Genomic DNA, 24437 nt, shown 5'->3' with positions numbered 1-24437 from the left:
TTGCCCTACATTGAAGGAGGAAGAGCACCCATGTCTGACAGCTATGCCAAATACAACAAACTGAAATTCGACTATCCGGCGGACCGTGTTCTTCGGATCACGTTCGATCGTCCCGAAACCTTCAACTCCGTGGATGCGGAAACGCACACGCAAATGACCGACATGTGGATTGATGTCGACCGCGACCCCAACATCAACGCGGTTATCGTGACGGGGGCTGGCAAGGCGTTTTCGGCGGGGGGAGATTTCAGCCTGATCGAAAGGATAGCGGGCAACTTCGACGAGATGATGAGAACCTGGAAGGAAGCCAAGGATCTCGTTTACAACATCATCAATTGCAACAAGCCTATCATCTCGGCGATCAATGGCCCAGCCGCGGGTGCGGGGCTCGTTGTCGGAATTCTGGCTGACGTGTCGATCGCAGGCAAGCGAGCCAAGATTGTTGACGGGCACCCCCGCCTGGGGGTTGCCGCAGGTGACGTAGCGGCGATCATTTGGCCGCTGCTCTGCGGCATGGCCAAGGCAAAGTATTATCTTCTGACGTGCAAGGCAATCTCCGGCGAAGAGGCCGAGCGCATTGGCTTGGTATCCATGTGTGTCGACGATGATCAACTGCAGCAAGTCGCTCTCGACACTGCAGTTGAGTTGGCAAACGGCGCGCAAAGCGCGATCCGCTGGACGAAATATTCACTGAATAATTGGTTGCGCCAGGCCGGGCCAATCTTCGACGCTTCCACTGCGTTCGAGATGCTGGGTTTCATGGGCCCTGACGTCAAGGAAGGCGTGCTGTCACATCGGGAGAAGCGCGCTCCGAATTTTCGCAAGGACTGCCCTATTTAGTTTGCGCGGGAGAGAGGTAGAGCATATGCCCGACGCGATTTACCGGAAGATCGCTGCAGCCTATGGCCAGGCGGCACGTAAGGCGCCCGGCCTAAAGGCACGCTTCGATGCGGCGGGTTTCGACCCGGCAAGCATCAGATCATTGAGGGATCTCTCTCGCCTGCCGGTTCTGAAGAAAGAACAGCTCCTGGCACTCCAAAGGGAAAATCCGCCCTTTGGAGGCTTTCTCGCAGCCGATCTCGAAAGCCTGTCGCGGATCTATGTGTCGCCCGGGCCGATCTTCGAGCCCTCATTGGCGGGAGGTGGCGGGCACGGCCTCGAGGAGCTGTTCAAGGCTGCGGGGATCACGGTGGGCGATCTCCTCCTGAACACATGGTCCTATCATCTGGTCCCGGCAGGTCTTTTGTTCGACGAAGCAGCGCGTGCAGTCGGCGCGACGGTCATTCCCGGTGGTACGGGAAACCGTGAGCTGCAGGCGCAGATCATCGTTGAAACCGGCGTGACCGCGGTCTGCGCCAGCACGGCATTCTTCCTTACATTGGCGGATACGGTAATCGAGGCGTATGGGCGGAACGCTTGGAAGGTCAGATCAGCATTCCTCGGCGGCGAGATGGGCAACTGGATGGCGAAACGGCGTCGTATCGAAGCGGACTATGGCGTTACAACCTGGGCCGCCTATGCGACGGCCGATCTGGGTCTTGTGGCTTATGAGGATGACGGCGAAGGGTATGTTGCGCATCCCAATCACGTGGTGCAGATCTGCGATCCCATCAGTGGGGAACCCTTGGCCGCCGGCGAAACCGGTGAGATCGTGGTGACCGCACGCGACGCCAACTGGCCGATGATCCGCTTCGGCACCGGAGATAGCGGCTTCGCTCTTGAGAGTGACGGAGATGGTCGCGTTACGCGTCTTTCGGCCTTGCAGGGACGAGTCGGCGCGGCCGTAAAAGTCCGTGAGATTTTCGTCTACCCCCGCGCCATCGAAGAGGTGGTTATCGCGACCCCGGGCGTGCGCGCCGCCCAGGCGGTTGTGACATGCGAGAACGATCGTGATACTGTGCGCCTCTTGCTCGTCGCCGAGCCCGGCGCCGATCGTATTATGGCCCAAACACGTGCCATCGAAGCTTTTGCCACCAGTGCACGAATCCGGGCCGATGGCGTGGAATTCATCGATCTCCTGGAGGAGAACGCGTCGCTGATTGTAAACAAGAAAGACGCTTAGCCGGCGTGAGATCCAGCGCGCAAGGCGCGCCGCCTCGTTCGTTTGCTCGTAGAGGGCAAGTCGCGATGATGAAACGAAGGACCGGCATCGTACTGAAGGCCATCCAACAGCAGGCTCTGCAACATCACAATCAATTCAGACAGCGAATAGTATCCATCGCGTTGGCCCTTTTCAGGATTGAACCACTCTACAGTCCAGTTGAGCGCTCCCAGCATGGCCTGCCGCAAAGGCACAACCTTGATATCGGAGCGCAGCTCACCCGCTTCCTGCGCTTTGCGTAAGCAGTCATCCCAAAGGTTCGCGTATTTGTGTCGTATTGGCTGATGACGTGCTCGCACCTTCTTGGGTAGCTGCCCGTAGATGCGGATATTCGCAGACGTAAATTCGCTCAAACGAAAGAGGTACTCCATATGGGTACGGATCGCTGCGGCGATCCGGCTGCGGTGATCGGGAAACTGATGTGTCTTCGAAATGGTCAACGACATTCCGCGCAGGACCGCTCGCAATCCAATATCGAGCACTTCGTCGAGTATCTCATCCTTTGAACTAAAATGATAATAGATGCTGCCTGCTTCCATGCCGGCTTCTTGCGCGATATCTCGCATTGTTGCGGCCTTGTACCCTCTGTCGCGAAAAATCCGCGCTGCAGCGGAGAGCACTTGGACGCGGGTGCGGGATGATTTGCTGTCGTCGGAATCAATCAGGTCCAGGGTTTCCAGTTCGATTGGAGCTGGCTGTTTCAATGGCATGCCGCGTGCGGTGGACATTCCGTCCAAGAGAAGTTTACAAAGGCGCTCAGACAGCATGCTTACGGGATAGCGCGTCGCATCATACCATTCGACTGTCCAATTCATCGCTCCCAGCACGAACTGCCGCAGCGGTACGACTTTGATGTCGCTCCTAATGTCCCCGGCCGCTTGAGCTTCTGCCAAGAAATTGTCCCACACGGAGGTGTAGGCTTGGCGCAGTGGCCGATGGGCCACACGCATGTCCTGGGGAAGCCTCGAGTAATTTCGGATATTTGCCGAAGTGAAATCACTTTCTTTCAGGAAGTACGTCAGGTGCGCGTCGATCATCAAGGCGAATGTCTGTCGGAAATCCCTGCCGGAGAGCCGGCAATCCTCTCGGACCTTCTGCACGGCGTCGAAAACGTGCCGTACGCCCAATCGAAGGATTTCGTCGAAGATCGCCTCCTTCGACGCAAAGTGATAATATAGGCTACCCGCCTCCATACGCGCAGCCTTCGCGATCTTGCGGAGCGTCGTGGCATCGTATCCTTCATCTCGAAATAGCTTCGCGGCGGCGCTCAGGATGAGGGCGCGCGTCTGCTCCGACTTGCCATGATTTTTTCCAGTAGTTCCAAGCTGCGGTGAGGGCGAATTCATATTGTGTAATTTGCCTCTAGACATCGAAATAGCAAGTGCGATAATCTAACATACGTTAGAATTTGGTCGCCTAAGGTAGAACACCGATGGCGTATCCGCGGAAGGGAGGGGTGATAACCATGCGCGGGCTAAAAGGGAAGCGGACAATCGTAACCGGCGGCGGCAGCGGGATCGGACGCGAAGTATGCAAGCGATTCGCCGAAGAAGGCAGCGAGGTCGCCGTATTCGACACAAATGCCGCGGGTGCGGCTGAAACTGTGAAGATCATAGGGGACGCAGGTGGCAAAGCGACTGCCCACGCCGTTGACATCACCGAACGTGCGGCAGTCGATGCGGCTGTGGCCGAGGTGGAGAAAGGCGGGCCCATCAATGTTCTGGTCAACAATGCCGGCTGGGACGTCCCTCGACTTTTCCTGGAATCCGACGCAACGCTCTGGAAAAAGGTTATTGACATTAACCTCTACGGTCCCCTGAACATGCATCACGCGGTACTTCCGGGCATGGTTAGAAACGGAGGCGGGCGCGTGGTCAATATCAGTTCCGACGCGGGCCGCGTTGGCTCCTCAGGCGAAGCTGTTTACTCGGCCTGCAAGGGCGGCATTATCGCCTTCACCAAGACAGTGGCGCGGGAATTGGCGCGCAAGGGAATACAGCTCAATGCCGTGGCCCCAGGGCCGACCGACACACCGCTTTTCGCCGAATTCTCGAAGGGCGAAGGTGGCGAGAAAATCGCGGAAGGTCTCAAGCGTTCCATTCCGATGCGACGGCTCGCGCAACCGACCGACTACCCGGGGATCATCTGCTTCCTTGCCTCCGACGACGCTGGTTTCATCACCGGCCAAGTGATTTCGGTCTCCGGCGGGCTGACGATGCATGGATGACGCGCGCGACGGCGGCGCCCTCAACTTGTGGATTGATACGGCCGGACCGTGCCGAGATACCGTATCGGATGAAATGGTATGTTTACGCCATCTAAAGACATCCAGGACTGCAGCGCGATCCGAGCTTTTCTCACGCGCTGCGGCCTGACAGATTACGAAAGTCTCGTCGAGTGGGCCGACGCTGAACCCGATTGGTTCTGGTCACAAATTCTCGATCTTGCGAACGTGCGCTTTTCGCGTCGTTACCGAACGTTGCGGGACGTGAGCGGTGGGCTAGCCGGAATCCGTTGGGCCGCGGACGCCACTCTCAACCTCACCGAGACTTGCCTTGACGCTCGTATCGAAGTTGGGCTCGGGGAAAAAGCCGCCATCGACTGGATCGGCGAAGACGGGGAACGGCGCGTCTGGACCTACCGCGATCTCGCCTGCGAAAGCGCCCGGGTTGCCAGCGCCCTGGCCGCCCGCGGCGTAGGCGCGGGTGATGCGGTTGGCATCTACATGCCGATGGTGCCCGAGATCGAAGCGGCCCTCCTGGGCGTTGCGAGGCTCGGCGCTATCGCCGTCCCCCTGTTCTCCGGATACCCGGCGCCGGCCGTGGCGGCACGCTTGAACGACTGCACGGCCAAAGCGGTTTTGACGGCCGATGCGAGTAGGCGTCGCGGCAGGCCTGTTCCCATGGAATCCGTGCTGGTTGAGGCTCTGGCCGACGTATCCAGCGTGCACACGGTGATCAGCCTGCGCCGCTTCGGCGGCAGCGCCGCCGACCCACGGCGGGATCTGGACTGGGCTGCCACAGTCGGGGCCGCAAAGGCGGATTTTGCACCTGTTCCGGTTGCATCAGATGCGCCGCTGATGATTGCCTACACTTCTGGGACAACCGGCCGGCCCAAGGGGGTGGTTCACACGCATCTCGGTGTGCAGGCGGCGGCAACGACCAATTTCTTGTTGTGCCTCGACTTGAAGCGCGAGGACCGGCACCTGTGGATGACCGATATGGGCTGGGTTATGGGCCCGCTGACCCTGATCTCGACGCTTCTGGCGGGCGCGACACTGGTGCTGGCCGAAGGGGCGCCCTCCACGCCGGACGACCCGTTCCGCCTGCTGCGCCTCGCAAGCGAACATGGCGTTACCCATCTTGGCGTCGCGCCCACCTTGGTGCGACAGTTCATGAGAAGCGATCGCGGTCTGCTGACGCGGTACAACCTCTCCGCGCTGCGCATCGTCGCTTCCACTGGCGAGCCCTGGACCGAGGATGCCTGGCTTTGGCATCTAGAACACATCTGCCGCCGCAGGGCTGCGCCACTCAACATCTCCGGCGGTACTGAGCTCTTTGGCGCAATCCTGACGTCGACCGTGCTTCACACGTTGCGGCCCTGCGGTTTTTCCAGCGAGGCGTTGGGCGTCGGGGCCAAAGTGCTACGACCGGACGGGTCCGAGGCGAGGGATGGCGAAGTGGGCGAACTGGTGGTCACCAAACCGCCGCTAGGCCTGACGCCCACGATTTGGCAGGATCACTCGCGATATCTCGAGACCTATTGGTCGGATTATCCCGGCATTTGGCGGCATGGCGATTGGGCGCGCCGCGATTCCGACGGAACATGGTTCATTCTCGGCCGTTCGGACGACACGCTCAACATCGCCGGCAAACGTATCGGCCCGACCGAGATCGAGGCCGCGCTGACTTGCACTGGTAAGGTGATCGATGCTGCGGCAATCGCAGCGCCGGATGATCTGAAAGGCTTCGCTGTGGTGTGCGTGTGCGTACCCTCCGCCGGCGTGAAAACCGACGACACCTTGGTGGAGCAACTGAAGGACAATGTAGCCGCCGCGGTCTCCCAACCTTTCCGCCCGCGCGAGATACACTTTGTCGAGGCGCTGCCAAAGACTCGCAGTATGAAGACCATGCGCCGCGTCGTCCGCGCGGCGTTTCTGGGCGAGAAGCCGGGCGACCTGTCGCCGTTGCAGAATCCCGAGGTCATTGCTCCCATCGCTGCATTGAGGAACAAAGGCCGCTGAACGCCGTCTTGGAAGGGAGCGACAGGCTGCAACTCATCGACCGCCCCGCCAAGGGGGATCCGCCGCTTTGGTATGGTATTGTCGGTCCTTCGAGGCGCGGTGCCCCAACAGGTTTCTTTTCGATAGCTTGGCCGCAATGCCGACGGCCCGCTGCGAGCGGGCTAGCTGTGAGCTTTCAGGAGGTTGTCCATTCGACCGCAACCGTGAACGCTGATGTCGCCAAACACACAGTGATTCGCGGGGGATCGAATGGACACTCACAAGAATGCGCCTCTGACGCCCAAAGGTCGAGAGGCCATGGTGCGCAGTGTTGTTGAAGGAGGGCTCAGCAAGGCCGCAGCCACGCGCCAATTCAACATCACCAACGATTGTCGCCAAGTGGGTCACCCGCTTCCGCACAGAAGGCGTCGATGGGCTGCGGGATCGTTCCTCACGGCCCCATTCATTGCCAGGCCAAACCCCGGCAGCTACATGTGCCACTGTCGAGGCGTTGCGTCGGCAGCGCCACACGGGCAGGCAGATCGCTGCCGAAATCGGAATATCGCCCGCAACCGTTAGCCGCATCCTGCGCCGGCTCGGCCTGAACAGGTGGCCGCGCTGGAGCCGGCCGAGCCGATCCGCCGCTATGAGCGCGAGCACTCCGGCGAGCTTATCCACCTCGACATCAAGAAGCTCGGCCGGATCGGCTCTGTGGGACATCGCATCACCGGGCGGTATCCCGGCGCGATCAATCGCCACCATGGCATCGGCTGGGAGTTCGTCCATGTCTGCATCGACGATGCTTCACGCATCGCCTTCGTGCAGGTGATGGCCGATCAGCGCAAGGAAAGTGCAGTGGCTTTTCTTGAGGCCGCTGTCACTTACTTTGCCAGGCTCGGAGTCCGCGTCGAGCGCGTGATGACTGATAATGGCTCGTGCTACCGCTCAAGGATGTTCCGAGCAGCTTGCAGGCGCCTTGGTCTTTCACCAAATCTTCACCAGGCCATATACACCGAAGACCAACGGCCAGGCCGAGCGCTTCATCCAAACTTCCCTTCGCGAATGGGCATATGCCCGCGCCTACCAGAACTCAAATCAACGATCAGCCGAGCTGGTGCATTGGCTCATCGCTACAATTGGCATCGGCCGCATGGTAGTCTGAAGGCCAACACTCCCATCAGCCGACTCGGTTTAGCCAGGAACAACCTCTTGAGGCCCTACATAGACCAATGTCAACAAACGATATCATCCACCCTTAAAGCGATTGTGCCAGCCGGATGCCCTCGTCAATCGCGCGTAAGGCGTCGAGTTCGGTGGCTTCCTTGGCCCCGCCGACTACTGTGGCCGGGATGCCGCGCTCAATCAGTGCGGCGTGAAGCGCGCGCTCAGATTCCTGCCCGGTGCAAAGCACGATCGTGTCAGCTGCGATGACCTGACGTCGGCCGGCGATCTTGATGTGTAGGCCCTCATCGTTGATTCGTTCATAGCTGACGCCGCCCAACATCTCGACGCCGTATTTGCGTAGCGCGTTGCGAAGGATCCAGCCTGTGGAAACGCCGAGTCCGTCACCGGGCTTAGTGGTCTTACGCTGCAGCATGACGACTTTGCGGGTGCCGTCCACCGGTGCCTGCGGATCAGCCTTGAGCGCGCCGGGCGCGGAGAAATTTCCATCCACGCCCCAAGTGTCGAAAAAAGCCTCGCTGCCGTTAGCCTCGGCGGTGGGAGTGACGAGAAACTCGGCCACGTCGAAGCCGATCCCGCCAGCGCCCACGATGGCGACGGTCTTTCCCGCGACCCGTGTGCCCGATAGGATTTCCGCATAGGTTGCCACCTTGGGATGGTCAACGCCCGGCAGATCGGGGATGCGGGGGCTGACGCCGGTAGCAATCACCACATGATCGTACCCGCTCAGATCCTCGGGGGAGGCGCGGCGGCCAAGATGCAGGTTGACCCCGTGCTTGTCTACCTGGCGTCGGAAGTAACGCAGAGTGTCGTCGAACTCATTCTTGCCAGGAACTGCGCGCGCCAGCGTAAGCTGTCCTCCGAGCGTTTGAGAAACTTCGAACAATGAAACAAAGTGACCGCGTCGCGCCGCTTCCGTTGCCGTAGCCATCCCCGCCGCGCCGCCGCCGACCACGGCGATCTTTTTCCGGACCTCCGCGGGCGTATCGCGCAGCTCGGACTCGCGGCCAGCGCGAGGATTTACAAGGCAACTCACCGCGCGGCCAGAGAAGATGTAGTCCAGACAAGCCTGGTTGCAGGCGATGCAGGTATTGATCTCGTCCACTCGTCCATCGCGGACCTTGTTGGCGAAGAACGGATCGGCCAGCATTGGCCGCGCCATAGAGATGAGATCTGCATCGCCGCTCGCGAGGATGTCCTCGGCCATCTCCGCGGTGCTGATGCGGTTGGACGCGACCACGGGGATGGAGACGGCAGCGCGGACCCGTGCGGCGGCCTTGCGCCAAGCTCCTCGTGGCACGGGGTAGGCGATAGTAGGCACGCGGGCCTCGTGCCAGCCAATGCCAGTGTTGATGATGTCGGCGCCGGCGGCCTCGACCTTGCGGGCAAGGGCGGCGATTTCGTCTGCCGGTGCGCCGTCTTCGATGAGATCGGCAGCCGAAATGCGATAGATGATCAGTAGATCCGGACCGCAGCGCTGGCGCACCGCGCGCACGACCTCGACAGGAAAACGATGGCGGTTCTCCGCGCTGCCGCCCCAAGCATCTTCGCGCTTGTTGGTGTGGGTCACCGTGAACTCGTTAATGAGATAGCCCTCGGATCCCATGATCTCCACACCGTCAAAGCCTGCAGCCTGCGCGTTCGCTGCCGCCTCGGCGAATTGGCTGATTGTGCGCCGGATGTCGCTATCGAGCATCTCGCGCGGGATATGGCGGTTGATTGGTGCCCGAATTGGGGAAGGCGCCACGCAGCACGCAATCTTCGCGTAGCGCCCTGCATGAAGGAGCTGCGCGCAGATGAGAGCGCCCTCGTGATGTACTGCATCGCAGATCGGGCGAAGCGCCTGGGCCTCTTCGGGATCGTCGAGCCGCGGTCCTTGAGCGTCAAGCACGCCTTCGGCGTTAGGCGAAAACCCGCCAGTGACGATGAGCGCAACGCCGCCGCGCGCACGTTCGACATAGAAGGCAAGTTGCGCGGCGATCGGGTCGGGCTTGCACTCGAGCTTGGTGTGCATGGAACCCATGATGATCCGGTTGCGCATTTCATGGCGCCCGACCTTGAGTGGCGAAAGCAGTCTGGCGTAGGTCGACGAAGCCGTCGTGTTCATAATTATCCTCCCTTTGGCACTTGCCGGTTATTCTAACGTTTGTTAGGTTTCTTGGAAAGTCGATTTAAGACGCTCCGCGGGAGGATCATTCAATGCCCTTTCAGCCGACCGAAGATCAGCTCGCCTTTCGGGAGGTCGCACGGCGCTTTGCACGCGAAAGATTGGCAGATGGCTATCAAAAGCGCGCCAAAGGCCATGTCCTCGATCGGGGACTGATCCGTGAAATGGGCTCGCTCGGTTTGATTGCGTCGGATCTTCCTGAGAAGTTTGGCGGAATGGGTGAAAGCTCCGTCACGGCCGGGTTGATCACCGAACAGATCGCCTATGCCGATTTCAACGTCAGCTACGTGCAACTCCTGGGATCGCTCATGGGCGGCATGGTCGCAAAACACGCCTCGGAGGACATCGCCCGCGATTGGGTGCCGCGAGTGATTGCAGGGGACGCGGTGATCGGACTTGGCCTCACCGAGCCGCGCGGCGGTTCGGACGCGGCAAATCTTCAGCTGCGCGCCGAGAAGTCAGGTAATGGCTGGCGGCTGAATGGCGAAAAGACCTCCATGAGCTTTGCTGCGCAGGCAGACGCTGCAGTTGTCTTCGCCCGCACCGGCGATCCAAAAGGCGGGTCGCGTGGCGTCAGCGCTTTCTTTGTCAACTTGACGGAAAGGGGGATCAAGCGGACTCACTTCGACGATATAGGCACCAAGCCGGTCGGCCGTGGCTCGGTTTTCTTCGATGATGTCCATGTGCCGGCTGAATGCTTGATGGGCGAACAGGACCGAGCCTTCGGGACCATCATGGCGGGCTTCGACTATAGCCGCGCGCTGATCGGGCTGGAGTGCCTCGGTCCGGCGCAGGCCTCTGTCGACGAGACCTGGGCCTATGTCCAGGAACGCGAGGCGTTCGGCGCGCCCTTGGCCCAATATCAGGGCGTCACCTTCCCGCTCGCGGAGGCCGAGACGCAACTAACGATGATGCGCCAGCTTTGTTATTACACCCTCGATCTCCGCGATCGCAACATGCCGCATACGGCCGAGGCGGCCATGTGTAAATGGTATGTGCCTAAGACGGCTTGCGAGATTATGCAGCAGTGCCTGATTTTGCACGGACATTACGGCTACACGACGGATCTACCACACCACCAGCGTTACAACGACGTGCTCGGGCTCCAAATCGGCGACGGTACGGCGCAAATCCAGAAGCTCGTCATCGCGCGCGAGAGGGTTGGGCGTGTGGCGCTCCAATATGACAAGAGAGCGAAGGGGGCGGCGAAATGAGCGTCCCGGTCAATATCCGAAGTGAAGGCAGCACCGGGATCATCGAGCTGAGCCGGCCGGAGAAGTTCAACTGTCTCTCGCTCGAGGTGCACGAACTCATAGACGCGGCTCGCGTGAAATTCGAGGCTGACCGTTCTGTTCGGGCCATTCTGATCTGCTCACAGGGCAAACACTTCTGCACCGGTGCTGACCTCGTCGAAGTCAAGGGCAAGATGGACGATCCGGCGGCGCTCGACCACTTCATTGGCTTCGGCATGAGCGTGCTGCGCCGGCTCGAGCAGAGTCCCCTGCCGGTGGTCGTGGCGGTCCAGGGGCTGTGCCTGGCGGGGGGCATCGAATTGATGCTGTCGTGCGACGTCTGCTTCGCGGCGGAGACCGCGCAATTTGGTGATCAGCATGCGCAGTTCGGTCTCATTCCGGGTTGGGGCGGCAGTCAGCGGTTGGTCCGTCTTATGGGACTGCGCCGAGCGCTCGATCTGATGTTCTCTGCGCGTTGGTTGAAGGCGGACGAGGCCAAGGAGGCTGGACTCGTAAACTATGTCGTGGCCGATGATCAACTCCACAGCGCGGCCTTGGCTTACTGCCAGAAGATCGGCACGCGCTCGCGGCAGGGCATGGCTGAGATGAAACGGCTGGGTCGCGAGGGTCTGGAACTGACGCTCGACCAAAGCATGCGTCTTGAGCGCGACGCTGCATTGCGCCACCTGCCGGGAGCGGAGGTGGCCGAAGGGCTGGATGCCTTCGCCAATCGCCGCGAGCCGAGATTTGAACAATAACATCGCGTCGGAGTTCAATATGGATTTCAACTTGAACGATGAGCAGCGCCAGATCTACGAATACGGCGCCCAGTTGGCACAGCGTTTCGACAACGCCTATTGGCTCGATCATGCGCGTCGGCATGTTTTTCCGCGAGAGATGTTCTCTAAGATCGCCGATGATGGATTTCTGGGGCTTATGGTGCCTCAAGAGTTTGGCGGGGCCGGCCTCGGCATGACTGAGATGGCTTTGTTCATGGAGGGGACGGCCAATCACGGTATTCCGCTTCTGATGATGGTCGTCGGGCCGACCATGTCCTTGGCGCATATTGCGAACCATGGAAGCGAGTTCCAGAAAAAGGAGCTCCTGCCGCGGGCTTGTCGTGGCGAAATCCAGTTCTGTTTTGCGATCACAGAGCCCGGAGCTGGTTCGAACACGATCAAGGCTCGAACATTGGCAAGGCAAAGAGGTAACCGCTTTTCATTATCGGGCGAAAAGACCTTTATTACCGGCGCTGATGTCGCGGACTACTGCTTGGTAGTAGCCCGTACCAAGCCGCACGAAGAGGTCAAGCGCAAGACCGATGGCTTCACGCTTTTTGCGGTCGATCTGAAAAAGAAAGGCGTCGACAAACAACGGGTGAAGATTTCGATTCCACTACCCGAAGAACAATGGACGCTATTTTTCGACGAGGTTGATCTTGGTCCCGAAGATGTTGTAGGCCAAGTGGACGAAGGCTTTTCGATTCTTTTCGACTCGCTTAACCCCGAGCGCATCATCCTGGCTGCTCTATGCTGCGGAATTGGCCGATTCGCGCTAAATAAAGGCGTCGCCTATGCGTCGCAGCGCAACGTTTTCGGCCAGCCGATCGGTGCGCATCAGGGTGTCCAACATCCGATGGCCAAGGCCCACACCGCAGTCGAAATGGCGAGCCTCATGACCCGCCGCGCCGCTTGGGAATTCGACAACAGCCTACCCGCTGGCGCCTCGTCCAATATGGCCAAATATGCTGCGGCGGAGGCTGGCATCGAGGCGGTGGATGCGGCGCTCCAGGCTCATGGCGGATCGGGGTTTACCGAAGATACCGGCATTTACGAGCTATATCCACTGATGCGCTTGCTGCGCACGGCCCCAGTGAACCGCGAGCTTTGTCTGAGTTTCATCGGCGAAAAGATCATGGGCCTGCCACGCTCTTACTGAGAGCTGCGGATCGGCAAGGAGGTTAAGCAATGAATCTCGGGATGCGTTTCCGAAGAGCGGACGCTCACGAAAAGTCAAGCGCGCGCTGCTGGCATGCGATCGAAACAACGCCGCTCAGCGAAGTCCGACGCATTCAAGAAGAGAAGCTGATCGCGCAGATGGCCTACTTGCAGGCCAACTCGGAATTCTATCAGAAGAAGCTGGGCGCGGCCGGTGCGAGGTTCGACGACGTGCGCACTATCGATGATCTGCAGAAGCTGCCCTACACGTTCAAAGCGGAGATCCGCGACAGTCTTGCCGCTCGCAAGCCTTTCGGCCTCCACCTCGCGGCCAAGCCCGAAGATATAATTCAGATGCAGGCGTCCTCCGGCACTACAGGCAGCCCATCTTACGTGGCTCTGACCGAATCCGACGCCGCAATGTGGCATGAAATGTCGGCACGCTGTTTTTTCGCAACCGGGGTGCGGCCCGGCGACATGGTGCTGCATGCCTTCTCGCTGGCCAAAGGCTTTGTTGGCGGCATCCCGGTCATGCAAGGTTTGCAATACTTGGGCGCCATCGACATCCCGATTGGTGCCGATGGCGGTGCCGACCGTCTCATCCGAGCTTGTGCCGACATCCGCCCGCGCTGCGTGGTCGGTGCGCCAAACTTTGTTCTGCACTTGGGTGAGAAAGCGCCTGAGATCCTTGGCATTCCCGCATCGCAGCTTGGCGTCGAGCGGGTCATCGTGGGTGGCGAGCCGGGCGGTGGCATCCCCACCGTCCGCCGCCGCATTGAGGAGCTGTGGGGCGCAAAATGCACCGAGTTACTTGGTGGCACGGACCTCGGTGTGACCTATTGGGCCGAGTGCGACGAACAGTCGGGCATGCACATGGTCAGTATGGACTACATTATTACCGAGCTGCTCGACCCCGAAACTGGCAAGATTATCCCGTTCCAGGACGGGGCCCGGGGTGAGATGGTCTATACGGCGATAGGCCGTCAGGCGAGCCCGCTGCTGCGCTTCCGCTCCGGCGACTACATTGACGTCCTGGCCACCAGCTGCTCGTGCGGGCGAACAGGGCCAAAGATCCGTTGTATCGGTCGCGCCGACGATATGCTGATTGTCCGCGGTGCCAACGTCTTCCCCTCAGCCATCCACAGCATCATCAACGAAATGATGCCCGAGACCAACGGGGTTGTCCGCGTTGTTGCCGATTTCGAGGGGCATACGACGCAGTCGGCACTCAAAATCATTGTCGAACGCGGACCCCACCGTCCGCCCAACAGGGACGACGAACTAAGAAACAAGATCGAGACGCGTCTTCGCGATGCGCTGGTATTCAAGGCCGACGTCCGCATTGTGAAGCCCGACACATTCGAGAAACCCGGCGCGGCGAAGGTTGCGCTCACTCTTCGCAAATACCCCGATCTGTCATGACAATCCTTAAATCACTTCTCGATAAGGGTTCGGAGAATTTCCGGGCCAATGAGACGCACTATCGCGCGAGAATCAAAAGGCTGCACGAACTGCGGCTGGAGCAACGTGCCGGCGGCCCGCTGAAGGCACGGGAGCGACACGAGGAGAAGGGCAAGGTCCTGCCGCGTGATCGCGTCGAACGGCTGATTGATTCAGGCACCCCCTTTTTGGAACTGGGTGAACTTGCGGGCTTGAATAAATATGAAGGCGTGCCCCCTGGCGCTGGCATCATTACCGGCATCGGCATGATCGAGGGCCGGCATTGCATGATTATTGCAAACGACGCCACCGTAAAGGGCGGCACTTATTTCGGGATGACGAGCAAGAAACACGTTCGCGCCCAGCGCGTCGCTTGGACCAACCGGCTGCCAGTGATCACACTGGTCGACAGTGGTGGGGCTTTTCTGCCCGAACAAGCAAATATTTTTCCCGACGAAGGCCAGTTCGGCTCCATCTTCCACAACCAAGTGGGCATGTCGGGCGATGGCATACCGCAGATTGCTGTTGTGATGGGACCATGTACCGCGGGTGGTGCCTATATCCCGGCATTATGCGATGAGGTCGTGATCGTGCGCGGGCAAGGATTTATGTATCTTGGCGGGCCCGAATTAACGTTTGCCGCGACTGGCGAGAAGGTCGACGCCGAGACTTTGGGCGGCGGGAAGATGCATTGCGCGATCTCCGGCGTGACCGACCACTTGGCCGAGAATGACGCCCATGCGCTGGCGATTACTCGGCAAATCGTGGCACATCTGGGCGAAAAGACCAGTCCTCGGAAAATCCCCATCGTTCCGAAGCCTCCCGTTTATCCGGTTGATGAAATTTACGGCATCGTCAGTCGTGACGCCAAGGTACCGACGGATAATCGCGAAATCGTCGCGCGGCTGGTCGATGGCAGCGAATTGCACGAGTTCAAGCCGCTGTATGGCGACACATTAATAACTGGTTGGGCTCGCATTCACGGCCATGAGGTCGGCATCCTGGCCAACAACGGAGTGCTTTTCGTCGATGCAGCTCTGAAAGCGGCTCATTTTATAAATCTATGCGTGCAACGCGACATTCCGCTGGTCTTTCTCGTCGACGTTAATGGGTTCATGGTCGGTCGCGAAGTGGAACAGGCGGGCATCGCTAAGGCTGGCGCCAAGATGATCACTGCTATGTCGTCGGCCCGCGTGCCGAAGTTTACGGTGATTACCGGCGGCTCCTACGGCGCGGGCTACCTCGCGATGTTGGGCCGACCGTTTCAGCCGGACGCCATGTTTGCCTGGCCGAACGGACGCGCGGCTATCATGGGGCCAGAGCAGGCAGCGAGCGTGCTGGCCCAAGTGCGTGCCCAGATCAATGACCGCGAAGGTAAAATTTGGACGGCCGAAGAGGAAGAGGTCTTTAAAGCTCCAATTCGCCGGGAGTACGAGTCATTTCAAGACGCGTACAATTTCGCTTCGAATCTTTGGATCGACGGCGTTATCGAACCCGCTGAAACGCGCGATGTGCTGGCGCTGCTTCTGGATGTAGCTTCCCGACGTCCGAAGGTCGACAGTCACTTCGGCGTTTTTCGGTTTTAGGTGTGCGACACCATGCGTATTAAGTCTCTTCTCATTGCCAACCGCGGCGAAATCGCATGCCGGATCGCACGCACGGCTCGCTCGCTCGGAATCGTTCCGATCGGCGTCCATTCTGACGCTGACGCCGAGGCGTTGCATGTGCGCGAAGTCGGTCGGTCGCTCAGGATCGGAGGCGGACCCGCTGTCGAAAGTTATCTGCGGATCGACGCGGTGATAGCGGCCGCTCGGCAAGCCGGAGCGGACGCAATCCATCCCGGCTATGGCTTCCTCGCGGAAAATCCGGACTTCGCTCGTGCGGTGGAGGCCGCCGGTATGATCTTCGTCGGCCCTACCGCCGAGACACTACAGCGGTTCGGCGACAAGGCCAGTGCTAAAAAGGCCGCGACAGCCGCCGGCGTGCCGGTCATTCCCGGAGGCCATGGTGTCATGTCCGACCCCGATCAAATCGCACGGGCGGTACGAGAAGTTGGGCTTCCGGCTCTTTTGAAGGCCGTTGGGGGCGGCGGTGGGCGCGGTCAGAGGCTGATCGACAATGAGGCTACGCTGAAGGCCGACATCGAGAGCGCGCAGCGCGAGGCGAAATCCGCTTTCGGCTCCGAGGGACTTTTGCTCGAGCGCTTCCTGCCTGCGGCGCGCCATGTCGAAATACAAATCGCCGGTGATGGCACAGGCCACGTGGTGCACCTCTTCGAACGCGACTGCACGCTACAGCGCCGCCATCAGAAGGTGATCGAGGAAGCTCCCGCCTGGGGTCTCCCGCGGCCACTTCTCGATCATATCGCCCAGGATGCGGTCCGGCTTGCGGAGGCGCTGAACTATCGTGGGCTAGGCACTGTCGAGTTTCTTGTGCTAGGCGAAGAGTACTTTTTTCTGGAGGTCAATCCCCGAATCCAGGTCGAGCATCCGGTAACCGAAGCGGTCACCGGATTGGACCTCGTGGCGCTGCAGCTGCGCATCGCAGAGGGCGCAGGCTTGGGCCTGACCCAAGATCAGATCACCTGCACGGGGCATGCTGTGGAGGCTCGGCTCTACGCCGAGGATCCGCGGATGCAGTTTTCTCCTTCAACAGGGCGGATCACGGCGATTTCGCTGCCCGACGGTCTTAGGATTGATAGTGGCGTTGAGGCAGGCGACAGTGTTAGCCCTTTCTATGATCCGATGATTGCAAAGCTCATCGTGCATCATTCCGATCGGGATGCGGCGCTGGCGCGCCTGGCTCAAGCGTTGGATCACGTGGTTGTGGACGGGGTCGAGACGAACCGTACCTTTCTTGCTGCACTCACCCGAGACGCCGATTTTGCGCGAATGCAGGTGCATACCCGCTGGATCGACAGTTGCATCGATGCACTAACCGCCGCTCCGCAGCGCTCGGATGGGCGGCTGTGGCAGGCGGTGGCCGCCGTTCTGTTCGTCACCCGTGGCCGCGCCGACAGCGATGCCAACCCTTGGCGCAACCGTGATAGGTTTACCGGTTGGCGGCTCGGCCTTGGCGGCGCTCTGGAGGAGGCAGGCCAGCGTGTGATCCTCGCGCATCCGGGAACATCCGGCAAAGAGCTGCGCGTCAGCCCGGTGGGAAATGACAACCTCTTTGTTGTCTACAGCGACGACAGCATGCCCTTGGCGCTGAACGCAACTGAGCTTCGATCCGGCCGCTTGCAGATCACGCATGAGGACGAAACGATTACCATCGAAGCGCGCGTCCGAGGCAATTCGATCGAAATCGACACGCCTGGCGGCCGTCTGCTGTACCAAGCGTCGACATCGCTGGCTTTCGCTGAAGTAGATAGCACTGCGGACCGCATTCTCGTGTCTCCTCTAACCGGCACAATTGTGAAGGTATTGATCGACGAGGGGGCCTCAGTAGCGGCCGGCGAGGTTGTGGCGATCCTGGAGTCCATGAAGCTTGAGATCTCGATAAAGGCGATGGTTTCGGGAGTGGCGAAAAATATATCCATCTCGCGAGGCGCAATGGTGGACCGAGGGCAGCCAATCGTCGAGATAACTCCCTTAGAAAGTGAGAGTTCATGAGCGATTTTCCAAAATTCGTCGAGTTTAGAGAAGAGGGACCCCGCGAGGGGTTTCAGATCGAAAAAAAGATCTACCCGATCGAAGAACGGGTCGAACTGATCGATATGCTCAGCGAAACCGGGCTGAAGCGGATTCAGGTAGGTAGCTTCGTCAACACCCAAAAGGTGCCCCAAATGGCCGATACAGCCGAGCTGTTCAAGCGCATTAGGCGGGTGCATGGCGTAAGATACACGTCGCTCTGGCTGAACGACAAGGGCTTTCGCAAGGCGCTCGCAGCGCCTCAAGTCGATATCGATCCGCGGCTATTGTTCTATCCATCCGACACATTCTCGCGAAAGAACAACGATGCTTCCTCGATGGAGATGCGCGAGAAGCAGCGCGAATGGGTCAACCTCTACAAGCAGGAGGGCTACACTGTCGACACGGCATATGTGATGACCGCATTCGGATGCAACTTCGAAGGACCGATCCCGCAGGACCGGGTCTTAGACGATTTCCGTTTCGTGCTGGATCTCTGCGCAGAAGAAAATATTCCGCTACCGATCCTTGTTGTCGCCGACACGATGGGGTGGGGCAATCCTGAGGCAGTTAAGCGCATGATCGGGGCGATAAGGGAAATCAAGCCGGATGCGCGCATCGGCATGCACCTGCACGACACCAGGGGCCTCGGCATAGCCAACATCTATGCGGCGCTTTCTATGGGCGTTGACATGTTTGAGAGCTCCGTCGCAGGACTGGGCGGATGCCCGTTTGCTGGTCACGGCCATGCGCGCGCGGCCGGGAATGTCTGCACCGAAGATGCAGTTTTTTTGTGCCATGAACTGGGCATTGCGACTGGCGTCGATCTCGATAAGCTCATTGCCGCTTCCGTTTATGCCGAAAAGATAATTGGTTCACCACTAATGGGCCGTGTGATGCATTCCGGCGGACTCGATAAGTACCGTAAAGTTTAGTTGAGGAAAAACCGAGATGGCTAAGTTGCTCGACGGAACTGGTGCTGCGGCAACTCAATTTTAGATATGCTGCAAACCGTACGTCGACGGCGGTGTTAGCGTTCGAATTCGAAAAGGGCGGCCAAATCGCAGAGCGATCTATCACAACGGCAGGAATGCGACTTGGTTAGAGTGACCGAGGGAGGAATTGATGCCGGAAATACTCCTGGCTGCGGGTCAGGCCAACGTCTATGGCCTGTTCAGAACCTGTGCACGAAAACAGCCATCCAGTGCCGCGATCGAGTATGAGGGGCTAACCGTTTCATACGGTGACCTTCTGAAGAGGGTCGACGCGATTGCTTCCGCGCTGCTCGGCCGAGGTGTCAATCCTGGCGACCGTATCGCGATCCTTTCGCATAACCGTCCTGATTACGTCGAACTGCAGCTGGCTGCAGCTGCAATCGGGGCCATCGTTGCTTGCTTGAACTGGCGACTTTCGCCGGCTGAACTCAAGCATTGCATCGAACTGGTGGAACCGGTGATGGCTGTCGTCGAGCCGGAATTACATGCGACGTTTGCAGCCGTGTCGGAACTGCCGACAATCCAAGTCGGCCCTGAGTTGAGCCGAATGAGCTCGTCGGCCGCCCTCGATTCTCGGCTCGGCACGTTGCTTGAAAGTGATGAGGAGGGGCTGACCATTCTTTTCACCTCAGGAACCACGGGGCTGCCCAAGGGCGCACTTGTCAGCCATCGCGCACATGTGGCGCGTGCGATGGCTTTTTCGGCTGAATTAATGCTGGACCCACGTGACGCGTTCGTTGCTTGGGCGCCCATGTTTCATATGGCATCGACCGACCATATGCTGGCGACACTCATGCGGGGTGGTACGGTCGTCATCATAAACGGCTTCCAGCCGGAAGCGATCAATATGGCGTTGTCTCAGCACAAGATTGGTTGGCTGGTGATGATGCCGGGTGTGGTCGACGCATTCATCGAAGAGCGAAAAGCGCGACCAACACCCATCAAAGGCATCAAAATCTGTGGCGCCATGGCGGATCTCGTACCGCGGCATCAAATTTCGGAATTGACCCGCCTGCTTGACGCTCCCTATCTGAATTCCTTCGGCGCAACGGAGACCGGTCTTCCGCCAGCAAGCGGTTCTGTAATAGAGGTCGGAGTGACGCCGACCGATCTCGCCAAACGCATTTCTTCATTCTGCGAGATCAGGCTGGTCGATCCGCTTGACAACGACGTACCTGATGGCGAGCCGGGTGAAATGGTGGTCCGAGGACCCACGCTTTTTTCGGGCTATTGGAATGCGCCGGAAACCAATGCTGTAGATTTCAGAGGCGGTATGTTCCATATGGGCGATACATTTCGGCGGCTTCCTGATGGACGTGTGGATTTCGTTGACCGGGTAAAATACATGATCAAGAGCGGAGGTGAAAACGTTTACCCAGCCGAGATCGAGCGAGTGTTACTGGCTCATCCAGCAGTTTTGGAAGCGGCGGTAGTCAAGGCTAGTGATCCAAAATGGGGAGAAAGGCCCGTAGCGTTCGTCGCTTGTGACGAGGCAAACATATCCGCCGATGAAATCTTGCGGCTCTGCAGCGAACGCCTCGCCGGATACAAACGGCCAAGGGAGATCCGGTTCATTGCGTTCGATGATTTTCCGCGTTCGACCAGCGGCAAAGTCCAGCGTCACGTTCTCGAAGATCGGCTGAAGGATCAAGCTTCTGGCAGCCGAACACGTAACGCTGACTGATCGGAACTGCTATGACGATCTAGGCTTTCGGCGGAACTACGAGGCCTTTGTATCGTACTTGATAATGTATTTGTTCTTTGCAGGCCGGTTAGTGCCAAGGTCTGTCACCTGCGTTATTGTCGGGCGATAAGCGATCGCGCTCTCAAGCGAGCAGAAAATGAAATAGCCCTTTGGCGACAGAAATCTCCGGCTCCGCCTGCCAACTCACGGCTTCGACGCTTGCCATCCGACGCCCTTTTCGTAAGACCGTCGCCCGCACATTCAACGGCTCTGCGATGGCGGGCCGCAGGTAGTCAACCGTAAGGTTGATTGGCTTCAGACTTCGATTCCTGAGATCTTGCCAAACTGCGACGGATGCCACCGCCTCCATAACACTGGCAATGATGCCGCCATGATAGTAGTTCATGACAGGATTACCTATATAGCTTTCGGAAAAGGGCATTTGGGCAGCGACGTGTCCCTCCTCAATGTTCACGATGGTAAAGCCGAGGAACCTGAAGAAGGGCCTCTTCATCAGTAGCGTGTTCGTTTCCTCGGGCGTCATTCTGGTTTCCGCGGTGTTGTTTGGATATCGAAAAGATTTCTCTCGCCTCGTGTGAGAGCGAAGGTAGCACAGCCACGTGCGACTTCGTCGCCCTTGTCATCATCGAACCAGATAACGCCGGAATTGAAGGCAATATGGCGGGTCTGGTGATAGCATTTGGCGCGGACCAACACGTCGGCGCGGGATTGTGCCGGTCGAAGATAATCCACGCGCAGATCAAGCGTGGCCATCGTGCTGATGTCGTCGATCGCGATGAAATTGACCAGCCCGAATACACTGTCCAGCAGCGCAGTCAGCACTCCGCCATGGAGAAGAGTTGGTGGCTCGTCGATACAAAAAGCGGGATTGAACGGCATCCGGACGGTTACGCCGTCAGGCCCGTGCCCCTCAATCCGCAAGTTCATGTGGGTAATGAAACCCTTGGCTCTCGTGATCCAGAGAGTGCTGATTTGCTCAAAGCGTTGCTGTTCTTTGAGGAGCATCGGTGCGACCTTAGCTGATGACTATTGAAAAAAATAAGCGCGGTTTCTTTCAGTTCATGGAGATTTTGACTCTTCGAGGGGAAGCGGCGTTGTCTTGACAACAGCAACCCATTTCAGTGCTTTCCTCTGTAGGCCGCTCGAGCGCCGTCAAAATGCGAGGGTGCGCAAGCAATACTCCGGATGCGGAACGGTTACGAAATCAGCCATGTCGGCGATCTCCGCGTTGACGGTTGGCAAACATTTCGGTGTTGATCATGTCACGGGCATCGTGTGCTAGGTGAAGGGTTTCGCCGCCGTCTACGTACCAATCTTCGCCGGTGATGAAGTTACCTAACTTCGACGCAAGAAAGACAATCGCGCCAGCGACATCCTCGGGCGAGCGGTTAAACTCATTCCATTTCTGTGGTGGGATCGGATAGCGACCGAGCGCCTCCGTCTTTACAGTGCCGGGTGCTACGCAATTTAGCCGAATGCCGTATTTTGCCCACTCGGCGGCGAGGGTCTTCATCAGTCCGGTCACGCCGGCGCGTGCAGCGGCGGTATGAGCAAAGCCGGTCAACGCGGTGCGGCTGACCGCCGTCACGAATACGATGGAGCCGCCATGTTCGAACATGAAATGATCGGCGACAGCGCGCGTCATCTGCCATGATCCAACTAGATTGTTACGCACTACGGCCTCAAAACCCTTGTTGGTGATATCGCGTGCGGCGGCAACATATTGCCCACCAGCGTTGTTGACCAGGACATCCAGCTGCCCGTAATTCTCTTTAATCCGGCGCATCGCAGCAGTAACACTTGCTTCATCTCGGATGTCGCCTGAGATTACCAATGCTTCGCCGCCCTGGGCACGAATCATCTCGGCGGTTTGCTGCAGCGGATCCTCGCGGCGGGCGAAAAGCACGAGCTTTGCACCGCAGAATGCCATTTCAAGCGCGGTAGCGCGGCCCATGCCAGAGCCGCTTCCGGTGACAAGTGCAACCTGACCGAGCATTAAACTAGGGGCGAAGCGACTTCCGATTTCTCTCTTCATCTCCGCTTTCCAATATTATTCCCAGAACGACTCGCCGATGATGGTCAGATTGCCATTTCTTGCACACGTGCACTCTCCCCAGATGCAGCTTACCGAAGACGTTGACAAAAATCAAACGGATGTTAGAAAACGGCAATTGCTCTGGACGCATCCGCTACAGTAGCACCGGTAAACAGTCTGAGAAGAACGAATGAGGAGCCTTTCTTCATCACTCAACATCGCCTCTGAACGATTTATTCGCAACCGCGCTACACAAAAGGCGCGCGTAGCGCTTCTGCGCGACCGAATGGCCGAGGCCACAGGTGGTGGACGGGTTGAAATTGTTGAGCGGCACCGCGCTCGTGGCAAGTTGCTGGTGCGCGAGCGCATCGACGTCCTGGTCGATCCCGGCTCGGCATTTCTGGAGCTTTCGAGCTTGGCGGCATGGGGGCAGTATGGCGGCGAGGTACCGGGTGCGGGCATCGTCACTGGCATTGGAATCATCCACGGCCTGCACTGCATGCTGATCGCCAACGACGCTACGGTCAAAGGCGGATCATTCTATCACGAGACGGTGCAGAAACACATTCGCGCACAGGAGATCGCTGACCAAAATCGGCTGCCTTGTCTCTATCTCGTTGACTGCGGCGGTGCCTATTTGCCCGAGCAGGACCGAGTGTTTCCTGGGGGGCGCGATTTCGGCAACGCCTTCTATCGGCAATGCAACATGTCGGCTTCGGGGCTGCCGCAGATATCGGCAGTGTTTGGCGGCTGCACCGCTGGTGGAGCTTATATTCCCGCGCTCTCTGACGAGGTCATCATGGTGCGCGGCAATGCCCGCATTCATCTGGGTGGCCCTTCGATTGTCAAGGTGGCGATCGGCGAGGAAGTCGATGGCGAGACCCTCGGGGGGGCCGAGATGCATACCCGCGTCTCGGGCGTGAGCGATCATCTAGCCGAAAACGAGCATCACGCGCTCGCACTCATGCGCGATATCGTCGCTAGTCTGGGGCTGACACGCCCAACCGCGCCCACAGCTCCACCGCGCCGTCCGCTTTATGATCCCGAGGAGCTTCTGGGTGTCGTGAGCGGCGACCGTAAGGAGCCCTATGACGTGCGCGAGCTCCTGTTGCGTATCATCGATGCCGGTGAGTTCCACGAATTCAAACCCGATTGGGGGGCAACGCTGGTCTGTGGCACTGCACGTATTCACGGCTATCAGGTCGGCATCTTGGGTAACAACGGCGCGCTTCTGTCGGACTCTTCGCTCAAGGGTGCACAGTTCGTCTCAATGTGCGATCAGAGAAATCTGCCCCTTATCTTCCTGCACAATGTCACAGGCTTCATGGTCGGCACGGAGGCCGAGCGCGGCGGCATCGCCAAGAATAGCGCCAAGCTGGTTTATGCCATGTCGGTGGCCAAAGTGCCCAAACTTTCGATGATCGTTGGCGGCTCCTATGGGGCGGGTAACTATGGAATGTGCGGCCGCGGATTTGCGCCGCGCTTCCTGTTTGCATGGCCGACGGCAGAAGTTGCCACCATGTCAGCGGACATCGCAGCAAGCGTGATGATGGAGTTGCGTCGTCAAAAGGGGGGCGACGAGAGGCAGATGCAGGCGGAGCTGGAGAAGATCGAGCTCGCAGTGCGCGCGCAATATGCGGAACAATCCGATCCTTACTATGCAACCTCGCGGCTGTGGGACGACGGTCTGATTGAGCCGGGTCAAACGCGCGACGTCCTCGGGCTGTGCCTGGCCATCGTGACCTCGGTGCCCGAGGCCGGGCGCCATACGCCCGTCTTTAGAATGTGA

Annotated in this window: 20 protein-coding genes and 1 pseudogene; 16 read left to right on the top strand and 5 right to left on the bottom strand. The window is 59.0% G+C overall.

Annotated features, from left to right (window positions below):
• Window positions 1–30 precede the first annotated feature (30 nt).
• Both K410_RS0135755 and K410_RS0135750 read left to right on the top strand, forming a co-directional pair.
• Window positions 31–840 carry an enoyl-CoA hydratase/isomerase family protein gene (locus tag K410_RS0135755; protein ID WP_024343077.1) on the top strand — a complete coding sequence of 270 codons (810 nt, stop codon included), beginning with the start codon at window positions 31–33 and terminating at the stop codon, window positions 838–840.
• Between the two features lie 25 nt (window positions 841–865).
• Complete coding sequence (locus K410_RS0135750) at window positions 866–2062, top strand: phenylacetate--CoA ligase family protein (protein ID WP_049820517.1); 1197 nt, start codon at window positions 866–868, stop codon at window positions 2060–2062.
• Here K410_RS0135750 and K410_RS37870 read toward each other — a convergent pair.
• Window positions 2059–3447 carry a TetR/AcrR family transcriptional regulator gene (locus tag K410_RS37870; protein ID WP_024343079.1) on the bottom strand — a complete coding sequence of 463 codons (1389 nt, stop codon included), beginning with the start codon at window positions 3445–3447 and terminating at the stop codon, window positions 2059–2061. The genes K410_RS0135750 and K410_RS37870 overlap by 4 nt on opposite strands.
• Before the next feature lie 119 nt (window positions 3448–3566).
• On the opposite strand from K410_RS37870, the gene K410_RS0135740 reads away from it, so the two are divergent.
• The 5 genes and pseudogenes from K410_RS0135740 (at window position 3567) to K410_RS41630 (ending at window position 7485) form a co-directional block, all read left to right on the top strand.
• The gene (locus K410_RS0135740) at window positions 3567–4328 is read left to right on the top strand and encodes a glucose 1-dehydrogenase (protein ID WP_024343080.1); all 762 of its coding nucleotides are present in this window, start codon (window positions 3567–3569) and stop codon (window positions 4326–4328) included.
• Window positions 4329–4406: 78 nt separating this feature from the next.
• The gene (locus K410_RS0135735) at window positions 4407–6344 is read left to right on the top strand and encodes an AMP-binding protein (protein WP_028139154.1); all 1938 of its coding nucleotides are present in this window, start codon (window positions 4407–4409) and stop codon (window positions 6342–6344) included.
• 307 nt (window positions 6345–6651) lie between these two features.
• The gene (locus K410_RS41640; RefSeq protein WP_366863931.1) at window positions 6652–7152 is read left to right on the top strand and encodes a helix-turn-helix domain-containing protein; all 501 of its coding nucleotides are present in this window, start codon (window positions 6652–6654) and stop codon (window positions 7150–7152) included.
• Window positions 7035–7313: pseudogene (locus K410_RS41635) on the top strand (DDE-type integrase/transposase/recombinase); the annotation flags it as partial. The gene K410_RS41640 and the pseudogene K410_RS41635, both read left to right, overlap by 118 nt.
• Window positions 7252–7485, top strand: coding sequence for an integrase core domain-containing protein (locus K410_RS41630; protein WP_366863932.1), 234 nt, complete (start codon window positions 7252–7254; stop codon window positions 7483–7485). The pseudogene K410_RS41635 and the gene K410_RS41630, both read left to right, overlap by 62 nt.
• Window positions 7486–7578: 93 nt before the next feature.
• Here K410_RS41630 and K410_RS0135730 read toward each other — a convergent pair whose 3' ends face one another.
• Complete coding sequence (locus K410_RS0135730; protein WP_028139153.1) at window positions 7579–9612, bottom strand: NADPH-dependent 2,4-dienoyl-CoA reductase; 2034 nt, start codon at window positions 9610–9612, stop codon at window positions 7579–7581.
• 92 nt (window positions 9613–9704) lie between these two features.
• On the opposite strand from K410_RS0135730, the gene K410_RS0135725 reads away from it, so the two are divergent.
• The 8 genes from K410_RS0135725 (at window position 9705) to K410_RS37865 (ending at window position 20592) form a co-directional block, all read left to right on the top strand.
• The gene (locus tag K410_RS0135725) at window positions 9705–10886 is read left to right on the top strand and encodes an acyl-CoA dehydrogenase family protein (protein WP_024343083.1); all 1182 of its coding nucleotides are present in this window, start codon (window positions 9705–9707) and stop codon (window positions 10884–10886) included.
• Window positions 10883–11662: an enoyl-CoA hydratase/isomerase family protein gene (locus K410_RS0135720; RefSeq protein ID WP_024343084.1), complete on the top strand. Its 780-nt coding sequence runs from the start codon at window positions 10883–10885 to the stop codon at window positions 11660–11662. Before K410_RS0135725 ends, K410_RS0135720 begins: the two co-directional genes overlap by 4 nt.
• Window positions 11652–12842: an acyl-CoA dehydrogenase family protein gene (locus K410_RS0135715; protein WP_245265977.1), complete on the top strand. Its 1191-nt coding sequence runs from the start codon at window positions 11652–11654 to the stop codon at window positions 12840–12842. Before K410_RS0135720 ends, K410_RS0135715 begins: the two co-directional genes overlap by 11 nt.
• Before the next feature lie 29 nt (window positions 12843–12871).
• A complete protein-coding gene (locus K410_RS0135710; protein ID WP_024343086.1) occupies window positions 12872–14263 on the top strand; it encodes a phenylacetate--CoA ligase family protein in 1392 nt (463 codons plus the stop codon).
• Window positions 14260–15867: an acyl-CoA carboxylase subunit beta gene (locus K410_RS0135705; RefSeq protein WP_024343087.1), complete on the top strand. Its 1608-nt coding sequence runs from the start codon at window positions 14260–14262 to the stop codon at window positions 15865–15867. The genes K410_RS0135710 and K410_RS0135705 overlap by 4 nt, the downstream gene beginning before the upstream one ends.
• Before the next feature lie 12 nt (window positions 15868–15879).
• A complete protein-coding gene (locus tag K410_RS0135700) occupies window positions 15880–17895 on the top strand; it encodes an acetyl/propionyl/methylcrotonyl-CoA carboxylase subunit alpha (RefSeq protein WP_024343088.1) in 2016 nt (671 codons plus the stop codon).
• Complete coding sequence (locus tag K410_RS0135695; RefSeq protein WP_024343089.1) at window positions 17892–18848, top strand: hydroxymethylglutaryl-CoA lyase; 957 nt, start codon at window positions 17892–17894, stop codon at window positions 18846–18848. The genes K410_RS0135700 and K410_RS0135695 overlap by 4 nt, the downstream gene beginning before the upstream one ends.
• A 190-nt stretch (window positions 18849–19038) precedes the next feature.
• Window positions 19039–20592: a class I adenylate-forming enzyme family protein gene (locus K410_RS37865; protein WP_024343090.1), complete on the top strand. Its 1554-nt coding sequence runs from the start codon at window positions 19039–19041 to the stop codon at window positions 20590–20592.
• 142 nt (window positions 20593–20734) lie between these two features.
• Here K410_RS37865 and K410_RS0135685 read toward each other — a convergent pair whose 3' ends face one another.
• From K410_RS0135685 to K410_RS0135675, 3 genes are all read right to left on the bottom strand, one after another.
• Window positions 20735–21136, bottom strand: a complete 402-nt coding sequence (locus tag K410_RS0135685; RefSeq protein WP_024343091.1) for a PaaI family thioesterase — start codon at window positions 21134–21136, stop codon at window positions 20735–20737.
• Window positions 21133–21618, bottom strand: a complete 486-nt coding sequence (locus tag K410_RS0135680; protein ID WP_024343092.1) for a PaaI family thioesterase — start codon at window positions 21616–21618, stop codon at window positions 21133–21135. Before K410_RS0135680 ends, K410_RS0135685 begins: the two co-directional genes overlap by 4 nt.
• Before the next feature lie 199 nt (window positions 21619–21817).
• Entirely contained in the window at window positions 21818–22648 is an 831-nt protein-coding gene (locus K410_RS0135675; protein WP_024343093.1) for an SDR family NAD(P)-dependent oxidoreductase, read from the bottom strand.
• 190 nt (window positions 22649–22838) lie between these two features.
• Here K410_RS0135675 and K410_RS0135670 point away from each other — a divergent pair, with 190 nt between their 5' ends.
• Window positions 22839–24437: an acyl-CoA carboxylase subunit beta gene (locus K410_RS0135670; RefSeq protein ID WP_024343094.1), complete on the top strand. Its 1599-nt coding sequence runs from the start codon at window positions 22839–22841 to the stop codon at window positions 24435–24437.

Origin of the sequence: Bradyrhizobium sp. 22 (genome assembly GCF_000482425.1) — a bacterium.
In the GTDB taxonomy this organism is placed as follows: domain Bacteria; phylum Pseudomonadota; class Alphaproteobacteria; order Rhizobiales; family Xanthobacteraceae; genus Bradyrhizobium; species Bradyrhizobium japonicum_B.
The sequence above is the reverse complement of the archived record's forward strand: the minus strand, read 5'-3'. Positions and strand labels throughout refer to the sequence as shown.

What these genes read in the sequence shown, in the direction of transcription:
- K410_RS0135755 (WP_024343077.1), top strand. Translation starts at nt 31, where the DNA reads ATGTCTGACAGCTATGCCAAATACAACAAACTGAAATTCGACTATCCG.
- K410_RS0135750 (WP_049820517.1), top strand. Translation starts at nt 866, where the DNA reads ATGCCCGACGCGATTTACCGGAAGATCGCTGCAGCCTATGGCCAGGCG.
- K410_RS37870 (WP_024343079.1), bottom strand. Translation starts at nt 3,447, where the DNA reads ATGAATTCGCCCTCACCGCAGCTTGGAACTACTGGAAAAAATCATGGC.
- K410_RS0135740 (WP_024343080.1), top strand. Translation starts at nt 3,567, where the DNA reads ATGCGCGGGCTAAAAGGGAAGCGGACAATCGTAACCGGCGGCGGCAGC.
- K410_RS0135735 (WP_028139154.1), top strand. Translation starts at nt 4,407, where the DNA reads ATGTTTACGCCATCTAAAGACATCCAGGACTGCAGCGCGATCCGAGCT.
- K410_RS41630 (WP_366863932.1), top strand. Translation starts at nt 7,252, where the DNA reads ATGGCTCGTGCTACCGCTCAAGGATGTTCCGAGCAGCTTGCAGGCGCC.
- K410_RS0135730 (WP_028139153.1), bottom strand. Translation starts at nt 9,612, where the DNA reads ATGAACACGACGGCTTCGTCGACCTACGCCAGACTGCTTTCGCCACTC.
- K410_RS0135725 (WP_024343083.1), top strand. Translation starts at nt 9,705, where the DNA reads ATGCCCTTTCAGCCGACCGAAGATCAGCTCGCCTTTCGGGAGGTCGCA.
- K410_RS0135720 (WP_024343084.1), top strand. Translation starts at nt 10,883, where the DNA reads ATGAGCGTCCCGGTCAATATCCGAAGTGAAGGCAGCACCGGGATCATC.
- K410_RS0135710 (WP_024343086.1), top strand. Translation starts at nt 12,872, where the DNA reads ATGAATCTCGGGATGCGTTTCCGAAGAGCGGACGCTCACGAAAAGTCA.
- K410_RS0135705 (WP_024343087.1), top strand. Translation starts at nt 14,260, where the DNA reads ATGACAATCCTTAAATCACTTCTCGATAAGGGTTCGGAGAATTTCCGG.
- K410_RS0135700 (WP_024343088.1), top strand. Translation starts at nt 15,880, where the DNA reads ATGCGTATTAAGTCTCTTCTCATTGCCAACCGCGGCGAAATCGCATGC.
- K410_RS0135695 (WP_024343089.1), top strand. Translation starts at nt 17,892, where the DNA reads ATGAGCGATTTTCCAAAATTCGTCGAGTTTAGAGAAGAGGGACCCCGC.
- K410_RS37865 (WP_024343090.1), top strand. Translation starts at nt 19,039, where the DNA reads ATGCCGGAAATACTCCTGGCTGCGGGTCAGGCCAACGTCTATGGCCTG.
- K410_RS0135685 (WP_024343091.1), bottom strand. Translation starts at nt 21,136, where the DNA reads ATGACGCCCGAGGAAACGAACACGCTACTGATGAAGAGGCCCTTCTTC.
- K410_RS0135680 (WP_024343092.1), bottom strand. Translation starts at nt 21,618, where the DNA reads ATGCTCCTCAAAGAACAGCAACGCTTTGAGCAAATCAGCACTCTCTGG.
- K410_RS0135675 (WP_024343093.1), bottom strand. Translation starts at nt 22,648, where the DNA reads ATGAAGAGAGAAATCGGAAGTCGCTTCGCCCCTAGTTTAATGCTCGGT.
- K410_RS0135670 (WP_024343094.1), top strand. Translation starts at nt 22,839, where the DNA reads ATGAGGAGCCTTTCTTCATCACTCAACATCGCCTCTGAACGATTTATT.